The organism is Streptomyces sp. NBC_01546, assembly GCF_045208355.1.
In the GTDB taxonomy this organism is placed as follows: Bacteria; Actinomycetota; Actinomycetes; order Streptomycetales; family Streptomycetaceae; genus Streptomyces.
Window position 1 is genome coordinate 2,736,480 of record NZ_CP109379.1, and the last position, 15,191, is coordinate 2,751,670.

At 69.8% G+C, this 15,191-nt stretch carries 11 protein-coding genes and 1 pseudogene; 9 read left to right on the top strand and 3 right to left on the bottom strand.

The genetic code is table 11. From position 1 onward, the window contains the following. The first annotated feature begins 547 nt into the window (after window positions 1–547). The 8 genes and pseudogenes from OHA89_RS12120 to OHA89_RS12155 all read left to right on the top strand — a co-directional run bounded on the left by OHA89_RS12120 (window position 548) and on the right by OHA89_RS12155 (window position 10,952). Window positions 548–4,226, top strand: a pseudogene (locus OHA89_RS12120) (nitrate- and nitrite sensing domain-containing protein). 9 nt (window positions 4,227–4,235) lie between these two features. Next, window positions 4,236–4,649, top strand: coding sequence for a roadblock/LC7 domain-containing protein (locus tag OHA89_RS12125; RefSeq protein WP_008739864.1), 414 nt, complete (start codon window positions 4,236–4,238; stop codon window positions 4,647–4,649). Window positions 4,650–4,800: 151 nt separating this feature from the next. Beyond that, entirely contained in the window at window positions 4,801–5,193 is a 393-nt protein-coding gene (locus tag OHA89_RS12130) for a DUF742 domain-containing protein (protein WP_215149806.1), read from the top strand. Beyond that, complete coding sequence (locus tag OHA89_RS12135) at window positions 5,174–5,758, top strand: ATP/GTP-binding protein (protein ID WP_073776607.1); 585 nt, start codon at window positions 5,174–5,176, stop codon at window positions 5,756–5,758. The genes OHA89_RS12130 and OHA89_RS12135 overlap by 20 nt, the downstream gene beginning before the upstream one ends. Window positions 5,759–6,093: 335 nt before the next feature. Next, entirely contained in the window at window positions 6,094–9,306 is a 3,213-nt protein-coding gene (locus OHA89_RS12140; RefSeq protein WP_266614772.1) for a nitrate- and nitrite sensing domain-containing protein, read from the top strand. Between the two features lie 10 nt (window positions 9,307–9,316). After that, window positions 9,317–9,730: a roadblock/LC7 domain-containing protein gene (locus OHA89_RS12145; protein WP_030037347.1), complete on the top strand. Its 414-nt coding sequence runs from the start codon at window positions 9,317–9,319 to the stop codon at window positions 9,728–9,730. 93 nt (window positions 9,731–9,823) lie between these two features. Further along, entirely contained in the window at window positions 9,824–10,384 is a 561-nt protein-coding gene (locus OHA89_RS12150; protein WP_257554011.1) for a DUF742 domain-containing protein, read from the top strand. Continuing rightward, entirely contained in the window at window positions 10,365–10,952 is a 588-nt protein-coding gene (locus OHA89_RS12155; RefSeq protein WP_215149809.1) for an ATP/GTP-binding protein, read from the top strand. The genes OHA89_RS12150 and OHA89_RS12155 overlap by 20 nt, the downstream gene beginning before the upstream one ends. Window positions 10,953–11,117: 165 nt before the next feature. Here OHA89_RS12155 and OHA89_RS12160 read toward each other — a convergent pair whose 3' ends face one another. Together OHA89_RS12160 and OHA89_RS12165 are read right to left on the bottom strand one after the other, a co-directional pair. Next, window positions 11,118–11,309 carry an acyl-CoA carboxylase subunit epsilon gene (locus OHA89_RS12160; protein ID WP_215149810.1) on the bottom strand — a complete coding sequence of 64 codons (192 nt, stop codon included), beginning with the start codon at window positions 11,307–11,309 and terminating at the stop codon, window positions 11,118–11,120. A gap of 15 nt (window positions 11,310–11,324) precedes the next feature. Beyond that, window positions 11,325–12,908, bottom strand: coding sequence for an acyl-CoA carboxylase subunit beta (locus OHA89_RS12165; RefSeq protein ID WP_215149811.1), 1,584 nt, complete (start codon window positions 12,906–12,908; stop codon window positions 11,325–11,327). Between the two features lie 264 nt (window positions 12,909–13,172). Here OHA89_RS12165 and OHA89_RS12170 point away from each other — a divergent pair, with 264 nt between their 5' ends. Further along, a complete protein-coding gene (locus OHA89_RS12170) occupies window positions 13,173–13,781 on the top strand; it encodes a YceI family protein (RefSeq protein WP_266614775.1) in 609 nt (202 codons plus the stop codon). A gap of 38 nt (window positions 13,782–13,819) precedes the next feature. Here OHA89_RS12170 and OHA89_RS12175 read toward each other — a convergent pair whose 3' ends face one another. Continuing rightward, window positions 13,820–15,160 carry a hypothetical protein gene (locus OHA89_RS12175; protein WP_266614777.1) on the bottom strand — a complete coding sequence of 447 codons (1,341 nt, stop codon included), beginning with the start codon at window positions 15,158–15,160 and terminating at the stop codon, window positions 13,820–13,822. Between the last annotated feature and the right edge of the window lie 31 nt (window positions 15,161–15,191).

Here is a 15,191-nt window from a genome sequence, read left to right on the forward strand (position 1 = left end):
ATGTCGGTTGTGGCACGCGCCAACCCTGGCGCCAACCCTTTAAGGGGTAAGGCTAAACATCCGAATCCCCCGCCGAACCGAGAAGTAATGGCCACGGCTGTGTGAGTTTGCTCACCAGTCACCAGGCATTACCGACATAATGGACAGTCAATTCTGCACCGCAAAACGGGCATTGCGCCACTGAATGCGCCATTCCGCTCCTGATCATCTCGACTGGGACACCTTGCCAGTCACCGTGTTTGCATGGTGTAAGTCCGGTTTCTCCTGAAAGCGGTCCCACATCCCGTAGTCCATTCGTCACGAACCGTGACCGACTCTCCGGGCTGGTCCCCGCACCTTGTTGGAGATCCGCCACTGTGCTGGAATTCGCGGGACCGCCGCGGGAACAGTCGGCGCGCAGGTGGCGCGACTCAGCGCCGAGCGCGGCGGCAAGGAGAGGGAGACGCGCCGGTCACCGACGACCACCATGGGGCCGTTAGTGCTCCACGACTCGACACCGTCCCACCGGTCGCCCGGCGGGACGCCTGGTCCAGAGGTTGCGACGCTAGTGCAGGGACGATTCAAGAGGGACAGCGCTGCGGCGGAGCAGGAGCCGCGCGGCGGGACCGACCGTGGCTCCTCGCCCCAGCACGCCCAGAACCGCGGGCCGGCTGTCGACGGCGCAGGCCCCGACGCCTTGGCCAGGGTGAAGGCGAAGGGCCGGGGTAAGTCCATCAAGCCCAGGCCCAAGGCCGGGGCGGTCGAGCAGGACGTGGCGATACCGAAGGCCCCCAGTGGGCCCGGTTCTCGCCTCGCCATGCAGAACTGGCGCATCAGCACGCGACTCGTGTCGCTGCTGACCCTGCCCGTCGTCGCCGCCACCACGCTCGGTGGCGTCCGTATCAACGACTCGCTCAACGACATCGCGCAGCTGGAGCACATGCAGCTGCTGACGATGATGACCCGGCAGGCCACCAACCTGGCCGCCGCGCTCCAGGAGGAGCGCGACAAGTCAGCGGGTCCGCTGTCCGTCGACAAGTCCGGCAAGCCCAACACCCTCGTCGCGGGCGTCCGTGAGCAGACCGACGCCTCCGCCAAGGCCTTCGCCGCTGCGACCGACAAGGTCGACAACACGGAGGACAAGGACGAGACGCTCAAGTCGATCCGCAACAACATCCTGCAGATCGGCCGCCAGCTCACCAACATCGAAGAGATCCGCAGCAAGGCGTACGCCAACGGTGCCCAGCAGACGGTCACCGAGTACAACAGCCTGATCGTCTCGCTGCTCTCGCTCTCCCAGGACATGGCGCAGGCCACCTCCAGCCCGGAGATGATCAAGCGTACGCGCGCCCTGGCGGCCTTCTCCGCCGCCAAGGAGTACGCCTCCGTCCAGCGCGCGATCATCGCCGCCTCCCTCCCCGACAACGCCGAGAAGCCGGGTGAGCTCAAGGAGAACGACCGTCTGTACGGTCTCTCCGCGCTCAAGGGCGAGCAGCAGTCGAAGAAGACCTTCGAACTCGTCTACCAGGGCAAGCCCGAGGAGCTCCTCGCGGCGCTCGGCGACGGCAACCCCGAGATCGGCAAGGCCGACCACTACGCCCGCCGCGTGCTGAGCACCAGTGGGCAGTTCGGCAAGGAGACGCAGTACCGGTCCTGGATGGACTGGTACGACGCCGACGGCACCAAGCTCCAGGCGATGAAGGTCATCGAGCTGACCCTGCTCGAGGACATGGAGCAGAAGGCCCGCGAGCTCAAGAACGAGTCGCAGCAGGACGCCATCATCAACGGTGCCCTGATCCTCCTCGTCCTCGGTGTCTCCCTCGTCGGCGCCTTCGTCATGGCCCGCTCGATGATCCGCTCGCTGCGCCGCCTCCAGGACACCGCGACCCGCGTCGCCCAGGACCGCCTCCCCGAGCTCGTCAAGCAGCTGTCCGAGTCCGACCCGCAGGACGTGGACACGTCCGTGGAGTCGGTCGGTCTGCACACCCGCGACGAGATCGGCCAGGTGGCCGCGGCCTTCGACGACGTGCACCGCGAGGCCGTCCGCCTCGCCGCCGAGCAGGCCCTCCTCCGGGGCAACGTCAACGCGATGTTCACCAACCTCTCGCGCCGTTCGCAGGGCCTCATCCAGCGTCAGCTCTCGCTCATCTCCGAGCTGGAGTCGCGCGAGGCCGACCCGGACCAGCTGTCCTCGCTCTTCAAGCTCGACCACCTCGCGACCCGCATGCGCCGTAACGGCGAAAACCTCCTCGTCCTCGCGGGCGAGGAGCCGGGCCGCCGGTGGACCCGCCCCGTCCCGCTCGTCGACGTGCTCCGCGCCGCCGCGTCCGAGGTGGAGCAGTACGAGCGCATCGAGCTGGCGGCGGTGCCCGGCACCGATGTCGCCGGCCGCGTCGTCAACGACCTCGTGCACCTCCTCGCCGAGCTGCTGGAGAACGCCACCTCGTTCTCCTCCCCGCAGACCAAGGTCAAGGTCACCGGTCACGCGCTGCCCGACGGCCGCGTGCTCGTCGAGATCCACGACACCGGTATCGGCCTCTCCCCCGAGGACCTCGCCGCGATCAACGAGCGGCTCGCGTCGCCGCCGACCGTGGACGTCTCCGTCTCCCGCCGCATGGGCCTGTTCGTGGTCGGCCGCCTGTCCCTGCGACACGGCATCCGCATCCAGCTGCGCCCCTCCGACTCGGGCGGTACGACGGCCCTCGTCATGCTGCCGGTGGACGTCGCCCAGGGCGGCAAGAAGCCCGGTGGCCAAGGTCCCCAGGGCGGCCCCGGCGGCGTTCAGGGCGGCCCCGGCGGGCAGGCTTCCGTGCCCGGTGCGGCCTCCCGTCCCCCGGTCGGCGCGGCTCCGCAGCGCGGCCAGGTCGCCTCGGGCGGTCAGCGTGCCGCCCTGCCCGGCCGCGACGGCGCCCCTGGCCAGCAGCGTCCGCAGGGCGCGCAGAACCAGCAGGGTTCCCCGAGCGGTTGGTCCCCGCAGCAGGGCGGCCCGGGTCCTTCCGGCGCCCGCCCGCAGCAGGGTCCGACCACCAACGGGCAGGGCCAGGCCGGCTTCGGCTCCGGCGCGCCGCTGGCGGGTCGTGGTCCGCAGGCCCGTCCGGCGGCCGCTCCGCGGGGCGTCCGCTCAGCCCGGCTTCCCGCAGGGCAACGGCTTCGAGCGTCCGCAGCAGCCCCAGCAGCCCCAGCAGCCCCAGCAGCAGTCGCAGGCACAGGCTCCGCAGCAGCAGCCGGCCGCTCCCGCGGCTCCGGCCTCGCGCGGTGCCCGGCCGCAGCTGCCGCCGCGCGGTGGCGCTGCCCGGCCCGAGCTCCCCGGTCCGCAGACCACCAGCTGGGGCGCCGACCAGGCCCGTGGCCACGACGAGCTCTCGGGCCCCGGCTCGACGGCCGAGTTCGCCCGCCCGGACTTCAACGCCCCGATGCCCCAGGCGAACCCCGGCGGCAACAGCACGACCGGACAGTTCGAGCGTCCGGACGTACGCGGCCCCGTGGACCCGTCCAGCACCGGACAGTTCGAGCGTCCTGGCTACCAGCCCCAGCGGCCCGGCGGCCCCGGTGTCGGCGGCTTCGCCCGTCAGCCCCAGGGCCCCCAGCAGCCCCAGGCCCCGCAGCAGTACCAGCAGCCGCAGGCTCCGCAGCAGGGCGGCAACTACGCAGCGCCGCAGCGCCCGGAGGCCCCCGGCCTGCCGCAGGGCCACCGGCCCGAGGCGCTGCCCCCGGCGCAGAGCTCCGGCGACGCCCGCAGCCCGATCTTCGACACCCTGGAGTCGAACTGGTTCCGCGAGGAAGGGCAGCAGCCCGGCGCGCAGGCACCGGGCACGGCGATACCCCAGCAGGGCCAGCAGCCGCAGCAGTCCGCCCCGGCTCCGCAGCAGCAGCCGCTGCCGCAGCGCGGCCAGGAGCAGGCGGCCGACCCGGCCGCCGCGGCGACCGGCGCCATGCCGACCGTCAGCTGGCGGTCCTCGCCGAACGACGAGCTGATGCGGCAGGCCGAGCGCGTGCGCCAGCCCGCCGCCGGCGGGATCACCACTTCGGGGCTGCCCCGCCGGGTCCCGCGGGCGAACCTCGTGGCCGGCACCGCGCAGCAGCAGGCCGACGCGCAGGCCGGTCCGCAGGTCTCGCGGGCGCCGGACGACGTCCGTGGCCGTCTGACCAACCTCAGGCGCGGTATCCAGCAGGGTCGTCAGGCCGGCAACAGCGGCCCGGCGACCGGCAGTTACCACATCGACCCCACTTACCAGCAGGAGCGATAGTTGAGTTCGATGAGCCAGGCGGCACAGAACCTGAACTGGTTGATCACCAACTTCGTGGACAACACCCCTGGGGTGTCCCACACCGTGGTGGTCTCCGCCGACGGACTCCTTCTGGCGATGTCCGAAGGATTCCCCCGCGACCGCGCCGATCAGCTGGCGGCCGTGGCCTCCGGTCTGACCTCGCTGACCGCCGGAGCCTCCCGCATCTTCGAGGGCGGCGCCGTCAACCAGACCGTGGTCGAGATGGACCGGGGATTCCTCTTCCTCATGTCCGTCTCGGACGGCTCCTCGCTGGCCGTACTGGCGCACCCCGAGTGCGACATCGGCCTCGTAGGCTACGAGATGGCCCTCCTCGTGGACCGTGCCGGCAGCGTCCTCACTCCGGACCTGCGTGCGGAACTGCAGGGAAGCCTGCTCATCTGACTCCCCCTCTCCCGGCCGGACGGTACTAACGGCCGGGGGACCGAGGCACTCGCCCCGGAACCCAGTACCACCGCCAGGCCGTCATACCTTCCCCCCACCGGCCGCCCCGTCAGACGGCACGCTGACCACTGCTGTCCAGCCCGGAGGATCAATGACCCCGCCCCCCGCCTACCCCGATGCGTACGGAGATTCGTACTCGGATGGCGACCAGCCGCTGGTGCGTCCGTACGCGATGACCGGCGGCCGGACCCGGCCCCGCTACCAGCTCGCGATCGAAGCCCTGGTCAGCACCACGGCCGATCCGATGCACCTGTCCGGCCTGCTCCCGGAGCACCAGCGCATCTGCACGCTGTGCCGCGAGGTCAAGTCGGTCGCGGAGGTCTCCGCACTGCTGTCGATGCCGCTCGGTGTCGCCCGGATCCTCGTCGCCGACCTGGCGGAGGCCGGAATGGTGGCCATCCACCAGCCGGGCAATGGAGAGGCCGGCGGCACGCCGGACGTCACGCTGCTCGAAAGGGTGCTCAGTGGACTTCGCAAGCTCTAACGGCGGAGCGGCTCCTCGCTCCACCACCTCCGCGAAGATCGTGGTGGCGGGCGGTTTCGGCGTGGGCAAGACCACGTTCGTCGGAGCCGTTTCCGAGATCAACCCGCTGCGCACCGAAGCCGTCATGACCTCCGCCTCGGCGGGCATCGACGACCTCACGCACACCGGTGACAAGACGACGACGACCGTCGCGATGGACTTCGGCCGCATCACCCTGGACCAGGACCTGATCCTGTACCTCTTCGGTACGCCGGGCCAGGACCGCTTCTGGTTCATGTGGGACGACCTCGTCCGCGGCGCCATCGGGGCGATCGTCCTGGTCGACACCCGCCGGCTGGCCGACTGCTTCCCCGCGGTCGACTACTTCGAGAACAGCGGCCTGCCGTTCGTGGTGGCCCTCAATGGCTTCGAGGGGTACCAGCCGTACACTCCGGAGGAAGTCCGCGAGGCCCTGCAGATCGGCCCGGACGCCCCGATCATCACCACCGACGCCCGCCACCGCGCGGACGCCAAGAGCGCGCTCATCACTCTCGTCGAGCACGCCCTCATGGCCCGACTCAAGTAACACGACTTCGGTCCCGCGGCTCAAGTGGCACCACTCAAGCAACACGGGTTCTTCACAACGAGGAGAAGGGCGGGCTGTGTCATACGACACGGCCCGCCCTTCTGGTTCATAACGTTTCGACAGACAATTGCCGCCAGTTGGCCACGGGGTGCGTTCGGTTGGTGCCGCTACGCGCACAACTCCCCCTATTTTTGCCGCAGGAAGCTCTTTATGTCCGTTTTATGTGGGGCATACGTCTCTGGGTATGGCCGGTTTCAACTGTTTGGAACACGGCCGTTAACCGTGCTGGAATTCAACGAACTAGCTAGTAGCACCGCCGAGAGGTTGTTGGTCGAGTGAGGCGAAGTAACACGAGCCCTGCGGATGAACCCGCACGCGGCAACTTCACCCCGCCGCCGCGAGCGGCCGCGTCGCCTGTCGACATGCCCGTGGAGCCACCCGTGAGCGGCGGGAGCAGCAGCAGGTTCTCGCCCCGCAACTGGCGCGTGCCGACCCGTCTGAACGCGATCCTGCTCGTGCCGGCCCTCGTCGGTCTGGTCATGGGCGGCTTCCAGGTGAAGGGCTCCGTCGACACCTGGAACGAGGCCAAGGACGCCGAGAAGATAGCCAGGGTCGTCCAGGCCGCCTCGGAATACAGCCAGGCCCTGCTCAACGAGCGCGACCTCACGGCCGAGCCGCTGCTGAGCGGCAACCCGAACAGCGAGGTCGTCACCAAGGTCCGCGGCACGACCGACTCGGCCAAGGCGAAGTTCGACACGGCCGTCCTGGACATGCCGAAGAACCAGGGCCTGGAGCGGCGACTGGATCTCTTCCGCGCGGAGGAGCCCACGCTCAAGAAGGTCCGCGAGACCGCGTACGTCGCCGCGGCCGAGACCGCGAAGAAGAACCTCCCCAGCGCGCCGGGCCCGATCCCGACCGAAGAGGGCTACGTACTGGTCCAGCACTACCTCATGCAGTTCGCCAACGAGCTCGGCCTCGGCACCGGCAACGTGACCTCGTACGGCCGCATGGTCTACGCGATCCAGCTGGCCAAGGCGGCGAACTCGCTGCAGCGCTCCGTCGGTACCCACCTGCTGGTCCGTCCGAGCACGAACGAGGAGATCCGCAAGAGCCAGCTCGTCGCCTTCTCCTCGTACGCCTACCTCGAGGAAATCGCCCAGGGCGAGTACGTCGCGGCCGGCACCGAGGAGGACGTGAACCGCCTCAAGCAGGTCATGCAGAAGAAGTCCGACGAGGGAGCCGCCAAGCTCGCCGAGGCCAAGGCCAAGGCCGAGCAGGCCGGCGTCCGCTTCGTGCCCCCGCCCCAGGGTGGCGCCAACAAGTCGGTGCTGACCGGAATGACCGAGGCGATAGCCAGCGGCCAGGACAAGACCAAGCTGGCCGCCGCAGGCACCACGCCCATGGCCTGGCAGGCCGCCGCCACCGCGAAGTTCGACGGCTACGACGAGATCGAGAAGGAACTCCTCGACAACGCCATCAAGGACGCCGTCGCGGTCTCCGACGAGGCCCGCGGCGACGCCATCACCAACGGCGCCATCGTGGTCGTGTCCCTGCTCGCCGCGTTCATCCTGGCCGGTCTCATGGCCCGCCAGATGGGCCGCGCGATGCGCCAGCTGCGCTCCGCGGCCTTCGACATCGCCGAGCAGCGCCTGCCGATGCTCGTCGACCAGCTCTCGCGCACCGACCCGGGCAAGGTGGACACCCGTGTCCACCCGATCCCCATCGACTCCCAGGACGAGATCGGCGAGGTCGCACGCGCCTTCGACCAGGTCCACCGGGAAGCGGTCCGGCTCGCCGCCGAGCAGGCGCTCCTGCGAGGGAACGTCAACGCGATCTTCACCAACCTCTCCATGCGCAACCAGTCGCTGATCGAGGGCCAGCTGACCCTCATCACCGACCTGGAGAACAACGAGGCGGACCCGGACCAGCTGGAGAACCTCTTCCGCCTGGACCACCTGGCCACCCGTATGCGCCGCAACGGCGAGAACCTCCTCATCCTCGCGGGTGAGAACCCGGGCCGCCGCTGGGACCAGCCGGTCCCCCTCGTCGACGTCCTGCGCGCCGCCTCCTCCGAGGTGGAGCAGTACGAGCGCATCGAGCTCTCCGGTGTCTCCGAAGCCGAGATCCACGGCCAGGCCGTGACCGACCTCGTGCACCTGCTCGCCGAGCTGCTGGAGAACGCCACCACGTTCTCCTCCCCGCAGACCAAGGTCCGCGTCACCGCCACGCGTCTGCCCGACGGCCGCGTGATGGTCGAGATCCACGACAAGGGCATCGGCCTGACCGCCGAGGACTTCGCGGACATCAACCACAAGCTGGCCAACCCGCCGACCGTGGACGCCGCGATCTCGCAGCGCATGGGTCTGTTCGTGGTCGGCCGGCTGGCGGACCGCCACAGCATCCGCGTCCAGCTGCGCCCTTCGGGCGAAGCGGCCGGCACCACCTCGCTCATCATGCTCCCCGACGCCATCACCCACGGTGGCGGTGGAGAGGGCATTCCGGACGACGACTTCACGGTCTCCTCGATGATCCCGCAGCAGCAGCAGGCACAGCTGGCGCCGCCGCTGCGCACGGCCGCCGAGCTCGGGTTCGACGACTCCCGCTACGACCAGCAGGGCGGCGACGCCCGCGATATCGACCCGGTCGGGCGGTCCCTCGGACGCGAGGAGCGGCGTGCCGCCCTGGAGGCTCAGGTCGGCTACCCGCAGGGCGAGGACCAGCAGTACGCGGACCACGCTGCCCAGGAGTATCCGGAACCCCAGCCTGAACACGGCTACCAGCCGTACCAGGGCTACGAGCAGCAGCCCGAGCAGGGCTACGACGGCTCGTACGAGGCACCGCAGGCGCAGCAGGGCCGGCAGGGGTACGAGGACTACCCGCAGCAGGGCTACGCCTATCCGGAAGCCGGATACGAGGACCGTCAGCAGAACACCCAGGATTACGACGGTGGCTACGATTCCCGGTCGCAGCAGGCCGAGTGGCCCGAGCAGAACACGTATCCGGCTGCTTACCAGCAGGATTACGGGACCGAATCGGAATCCCCCGCCGTACCCGAACCCGCCCCGGAGCGCGTAGGCTTCGACCGTCCGGGCGCCGCTGCCGACACCGGTCACCAGATGACCGGAGCGGGCCTGCCGCGCCGCGGCAGCCAGCAGCAGTGGCAGCCGGCACGGCAGGAAGCGGAGTCCTCCGGATCCCTCTTCGAGCAGCGGCCGCAGCGTCAGCAGCAGCCCGCTGAGGCGGAGCGGGCCCCGGAGGAGACGGAAGGCACGGCGGCGTGGCGCTCGCGCAACGACGAGCGCTGGCAGCAGGCCGGCAAACTCCGTGAGCCGAAGGCGGGCGGGGTCACCCCGTCCGGTCTCCCTCGGCGTGTGCCCAAGGCCAACCTGGTCGAGGGCGCGGCGGAGACGACCCCGCAGGGCGGCCCCCAGGTCTCCCGCGCACCGGAGGACGTCCGCGGCAGGTTGAGCAACCTGCGGCGCGGTGTCCAGCAGGGACGCAGCGCGGGTTCTGAGCAGTCAAGTAACAGCTATGACCAGGAGCGTTAGTGTGAGCCCGATGAGCCAGGCGGCACAGAACCTGAACTGGTTGATCACCAACTTCGTGGACAACACCCCTGGGGTGTCCCACACCGTGGTGGTCTCCGCCGACGGACTCCTTCTGGCGATGTCCGACGGGTTTCCGCGCGACCGCGCCGATCAGCTGGCGGCCGTGGCCTCCGGTCTGACCTCGCTGACCGCCGGAGCCTCCCGCATCTTCGAGGGTGGCGCCGTCAACCAGACCGTGGTCGAGATGGACCGGGGATTCCTCTTCCTCATGTCCGTCTCGGACGGATCCTCGCTCGCGGTGCTCGCGCACCCCGAGTGCGACATCGGCCTCGTCGGCTACGAGATGGCCCTTCTGGTGGATCGCGCGGGCAGTGTCCTCACCCCGGACCTGCGCGCCGAGCTGCAGGGAAGTCTTCTCAACTAGCAGACAGGCAGTGCGTTTCGCGCCATCGCACCATAGGGTGCGGTGGCGCGGTTCCACAGGGAGTACCGCGTAGTTGGAGTCGGAGGAGGAAACGTGACAACACCCGGAGGTCATCCTTATGGCGGCGCCCAGCAGCCGCAGGGTGGGCAGCACGACCAGAACCGCTTCAACTTTCCCTCTGCTCCAAGTCGGCCCATGCCGGAGCACAACCCGTACCAGCAGCAGCCGTACGGCCAGCCCCAACAGCCCCAGCAGCCCTACATGCCTCCGCAGCAGCCTTCGCGCGCCATGCGGCAGCCGGCTCCGAAGGCCCACAACCCGCTGGTGCGCCCGTACGCGATGACCGGCGGCCGTACTCGGCCGCGCTACCAGCTCGCCATCGAGGCGCTGGTCAGTACCACGGCCGACCCCGCGCGACTGCAAGGGCAGTTGCCCGAGCACCAGCGCATCTGCCGTCTGTGCCAGGAGATCAAATCCGTCGCGGAGATCTCGGCACTCCTCTCCATTCCTCTTGGTGTCGCCCGCATCCTCGTCGCCGACCTGGCGGAAGCGGGCCTTGTCGCCATTCACCAGCCCGGCGGCGACGAGTCTGCCGGCGGCCAGCCAGATGTGACACTGCTCGAAAGGGTGCTCAGTGGACTTCGCAAGCTCTAACGGCGGAGCGGCTCCCGCCCGCTCCACCACCTCCGCGAAGATCGTGGTGGCGGGCGGTTTCGGCGTGGGCAAGACCACGTTCGTCGGAGCCGTTTCCGAGATCAACCCGCTGCGCACCGAAGCCGTCATGACCTCCGCCTCGGCGGGCATCGACGACCTCACCCACACCGGTGACAAGACGACCACCACGGTCGCCATGGACTTCGGCCGCATCACCCTGGACCAGGACCTGATCCTGTACCTCTTCGGTACGCCGGGCCAGGACCGCTTCTGGTTCATGTGGGACGACCTCGTCCGCGGCGCCATCGGCGCCGTCGTGCTCGTGGACACGCGCCGCCTCGCCGACTGCTTCCCCGCCGTCGACTACTTCGAGAACAGCGGCCTGCCGTTCGTCGTGGCCCTCAACGGCTTCGACGGGAACCAGGCCTACACCCCGGAGGAAGTCCGCGAGGCCCTGCAGATCGGCCCGGACGCCCCGATCATCACCACCGACGCCCGCCACCGCGCGGACGCCAAGAGCGCGCTCATCACCCTGGTCGAGCACGCCCTCATGGCCCGCCTGCGGTAGCGGCTGCCCCGCCCGTACACCGAAGGCCCCCGCGTCCCTGACGCGGGGGCCTTCGCCGTGAGCTCCGTACGGCCCCGTACGGCCCCCGTGCGGGCTCCGTACCCGGGTACGCGGAAGGCCCCGCACCCTCGGGGAGGGTACGGGGCCTTGCGTCGAACTCGGAGCTCAGCCCTGCCAGCTGTGCGGGGCGCGGAAGCCCGGGGTGCGCTCCAGGCGGCGCCAGCCGGCCTGGGAGCGCGGGATGCCTGCGGTCTCGGGGGTGGCGGCGGCGCGGGCGAGCAGGATCGCGGTGATCGCGGCCAGCTCCTCGGGCTCGGCGTTGCCCTTTTCGACGCGCAGAAGAGTGTCGGTGCTCATCGGTGGCTGGTCTCCTTACTGCGGCGGGTTGCCGTGCTTGCGGGACGGCAGGTCGGCGTGCTTGTTGCGGAGCATCGCGAGGGCGGCCACGAGGGTCTCGCGGGTCTCGGCGGGGTCGATGACGTCGTCGACGAGGCCGCGCTCGGCCGCGTAGTACGGGTGCATCAGCTCGGCCTTGTACTCCTTGACCATGCGCACGCGCATGGCCTCGGGGTCCTCGGCGTCCGCGATCTGCTTGCGGAAGATGACGTTGGCGGCACCCTCGGCGCCCATCACGGCGATCTCGTTGGTGGGCCAGGCGTAGGTGATGTCGGCGCCGATGGACTGGGAGTCCATGACGATGTACGCGCCGCCGTAGGCCTTGCGCAGGATCAGCGAGATCCGCGGGACGGTGGCGTTGCAGTACGCGTACAGCAGCTTGGCGCCGTGGCGGATGATGCCGCCGTGCTCCTGGTCGACGCCCGGCAGGAAGCCGGGGACGTCCAGCAGGGTGATGATCGGGATGTTGAAGGCGTCGCACAGCTGGACGAAGCGCGCGGCCTTCTCCGAGGCATGGATGTCCAGGACGCCGGCGAGGTGGCCGGGCTGGTTGGCGACGATGCCGACCACCTGGCCGTCCATCCGGGCCAGGGCACAGATGATGTTGCGGGCCCAGCGCTCGTGGATCTCCAGGACGTCGCCCTCGTCGACGAGCTCCTCGATGACCTTGAGCATGTCGTACGGGCGGTTGCCGTCGGCGGGCACCAGGTCGAGGAGGACCTCGGAGCGGCGGTCCGCCGGGTCGCTCGTCTCGTGGACGGGCGGGTTCTCGCGGTTGTTGGAGGGCAGCATCGAGATGAGGTAGCGGACCTCGGAGATGCAGGTCTCCTCGTCGTCGTACGCGAAGTGCGCGACGCCCGAGGTCTCGGCGTGCACGTCCGCGCCGCCGAGGCCGTTCTGGGTGATCTCCTCGCCGGTCACCGCGCGGACCACGTCCGGGCCGGTGATGAACATCTGCGAGGTGTCCCGGACCATGAACACGAAGTCCGTGAGGGCCGGGGAGTAGGCGGCGCCACCGGCGCAGGGGCCCAGCATGACCGAGATCTGCGGGATGACGCCCGAGGCCTTGGTGTTGCGCTGGAAGATGCCGCCGTAACCGGCGAGGGCGGAGACGCCCTCCTGGATGCGGGCGCCGGCACCGTCGTTCAGGGAGACCAGCGGGGCACCGGCCGCGATGGCCATGTCCATGATCTTGTGGATCTTCGTGGCGTGGGCCTCGCCCAGGGCGCCGCCGAAGATGCGGAAGTCGTGGGCGTAGACGAAGACCGTGCGGCCCTCGACCGTGCCCCAGCCGGTGATGACACCGTCGGTGTAGGGCTTCTTGCCCTCCAGGCCGAAGCCGGTCGCGCGGTGGCGGCGGAGCTGCTCGACCTCCTTGAAGGAACCTTCGTCGAGGAGCAGCGCGATGCGCTCGCGGGCGGTCAGCTTGCCCTTGGCGTGCTGGGTCTCGGTCGCGCGATCACTGGGGCCGCGCCGCGCCTGCTCGCGCAGGGAGTGCAGCTCGGCCACGCGCCCACGGGCGTCCGTCGGCTCGCTCGGGGTCTGGTCCACAACGGTCATGTACCGACCTTACGAAGATCGCGATGAAAAACCTCCGTTCATTCCGCACAGTCTCGGGAGTCTTCCGCTGTCCGGCCCGCACAGTACGGCCGGTGGATGCAAGGACTCCGCCAGACGGGACCTACGTCCTTTGTGGTGCTTCCACAAAACTGCCTGACACCCCGCCCAGATGTTGAAATTTGAACGGAATGGGTCTAGCGTCATTCCCGTTGAAGTCGTTGAAGATTCAACAGAATCTCTCGGCGCACTACCAAGGAGCACATCATGGGTCTCTTCACCCGCCGTAGCCAGGACACCGCCACCGCGACCGCCGATCTGGCGGTGGACCCGGCCCTCGCCGCCCTCACCGGCGACTACGTCATCGACGCCTCCCACAGCAGCATCGGCTTCACCGTCCGTCACGCCATGGTCACCAACGTCCGCGGCAGCTTCGACGCGTTCGAGGGCAGCCTGCACCTGGACGGCAGCGACCCGGCCCGCTCCACCGCCTCCATCGACGTGACGATCGGTTCGGTCAACACCGGCATCGGCGACCGCGACGCCCACCTGCTGGGCAGCGACTTCTTCGACGCCGAGCTCTTCCCGCTGATGACCTTCCGCTCCACGCGGGCGGCCCAGCTCGGCGGCGACGCGTACCGCATCACCGGCGAGCTGACGATCAAGGACGTCACGCGGCCGCTCTCCATCGACCTGGAGTTCGCCGGCTCCGCCACCGACGTGTACGGCAACGAGCGCGTCGGCTTCGAGGGCTCCGCCGAGATCCTGCGCTCCGACTGGGGCCTGACCTGGAACGCCGCGCTGGAGGCCGGCGGTGTGATGGTCAGCGACAAGGTGAAGCTGAGCTTCGACATCTCGGCCATCAAGCAGGCCTGATCGGCTGACCAGCGCAACCGCGGATCCTTCGGGGGCGGCTAGAAGCCGCCCCCGCCGTCGAATCCGCCACCGCCGCCGAAGTCCCCGCCGCCGAAGTCGGACGGGTTGAAGTCGGCCCCGGAGATGTCCCCGCCCTCGTAGCCGTTGCCCATGCCACCGCCGAAGTCCGAGGCGTAGGCGGGGCTGGACATCATCGAACCGAGCATCGTGCCCACGAGCAGACCGGGCAGGATGCCTCCGCCGAAGTAGCCGCCGGCCCAGGGACCGTACGCCGGGCCGGCGTCGTAGTACGGCCGCGGCCCGTGCGCCGTGTCGACCGTACGGACCGCCGGGTCCAGGCCGTCCCGCAGCCGGACGGCGTCCGCCGTGCAGACCGGCACGGTACGGGAGGCCCCGCCGGCCGGAGCCCAGGAGGCGTCCTCGTCGCTGGGCCCGTGGCGCGGGTCGAAGAAGCAGGGCGAGCGCCGCTCGGGGAGCGGCCTGCCCTGACGGCGCGCGTCCAGGCTGGCCAGCGCGAAGCGGCCGTCCTCCAGGGCCTGCGTGACGCCCTTGACCTCTTCGGGGTACCGAACCGAGGCCATGATCTGCTTGGCCTTCTCGTACGAGTCGAGCCCCTGCTCGTAGTCCTTGCGCATGGCGTCGTCCGCGCCGGGCTCGCCGGGGTGGAAGTCGAGGCGGTCGAGTTCCTCGCCGAAGGCCGTGATGTCCTCGTCCACGACCACGCTCAGCCGCTCGATGGCCTCGCGCCGGGTCTCTTCCTTCTTCTTCCGGTTGCGGCGGACCAGCGCGTACGCGCCACCGCCGCCGACCGCGGCCACCGCGGCGAGGGTGATCAGCCCGCCGACCGGGGCACCGGCGTCCGCGCCGGTGCTGCCCCAGGAGGCCGGGGCGCCACCCTTGGCCTGGCTCAGCGCCTGGTCGACGAAGTTGTCGAGCTGGGTCGCCGCGTCGGGCGCCCCCACCTTCACCGCGTCGGTGAGGTTGCGTACGGCGTTCGCCGGCATGACCGCCTTGTCGGCTCCGGCGTTGAAGCCGTCGCCGAGCCGGATCGCGTAGAGCCCGGTGATGCCGGTCTCGGCCCGGACGGCGCCGAGCACCTTGTCGGCGGGGAACTCGCCCGTCGCGGGCAGCACGGCGACGAACACCGGCTTCCCGGAGTCCTTGATCTTCTTCGCGAGCGCGTCGGCCTCGGCCTTCGGCAGCTGCGCCTCGGCCCGGGGATCGACGTAGACGGGCCCCTCCTTGAGGGCCTCCCCCACGGCTGCGACCCCGGTGTCCGCCGACGCCTGCGGGGCGGCCACGAGGGCGGTCGCCGACAGGGCCAGCAGCAGACCGGCAAGCAGCGATCCAACGCGTACGGACATCAGCCTGGTCCTCATATCCATGACGCTACCCGAACCGGCACTTTCC

Coding starts and splice junctions, on each gene's coding strand:
- OHA89_RS12125 (WP_008739864.1), top strand. CDS start 4,236: ATGAGCCAGGCGGCACAGAACCTGAACTGGTTGATCACCAACTTCGTG.
- OHA89_RS12130 (WP_215149806.1), top strand. CDS start 4,801: ATGACCCCGCCCCCCGCCTACCCCGATGCGTACGGAGATTCGTACTCG.
- OHA89_RS12145 (WP_030037347.1), top strand. CDS start 9,317: ATGAGCCAGGCGGCACAGAACCTGAACTGGTTGATCACCAACTTCGTG.
- OHA89_RS12160 (WP_215149810.1), bottom strand. CDS start 11,309: ATGAGCACCGACACTCTTCTGCGCGTCGAAAAGGGCAACGCCGAGCCC.
- OHA89_RS12165 (WP_215149811.1), bottom strand. CDS start 12,908: ATGACCGTTGTGGACCAGACCCCGAGCGAGCCGACGGACGCCCGTGGG.
- OHA89_RS12170 (WP_266614775.1), top strand. CDS start 13,173: ATGGGTCTCTTCACCCGCCGTAGCCAGGACACCGCCACCGCGACCGCC.
- OHA89_RS12175 (WP_266614777.1), bottom strand. CDS start 15,160: ATGAGGACCAGGCTGATGTCCGTACGCGTTGGATCGCTGCTTGCCGGT.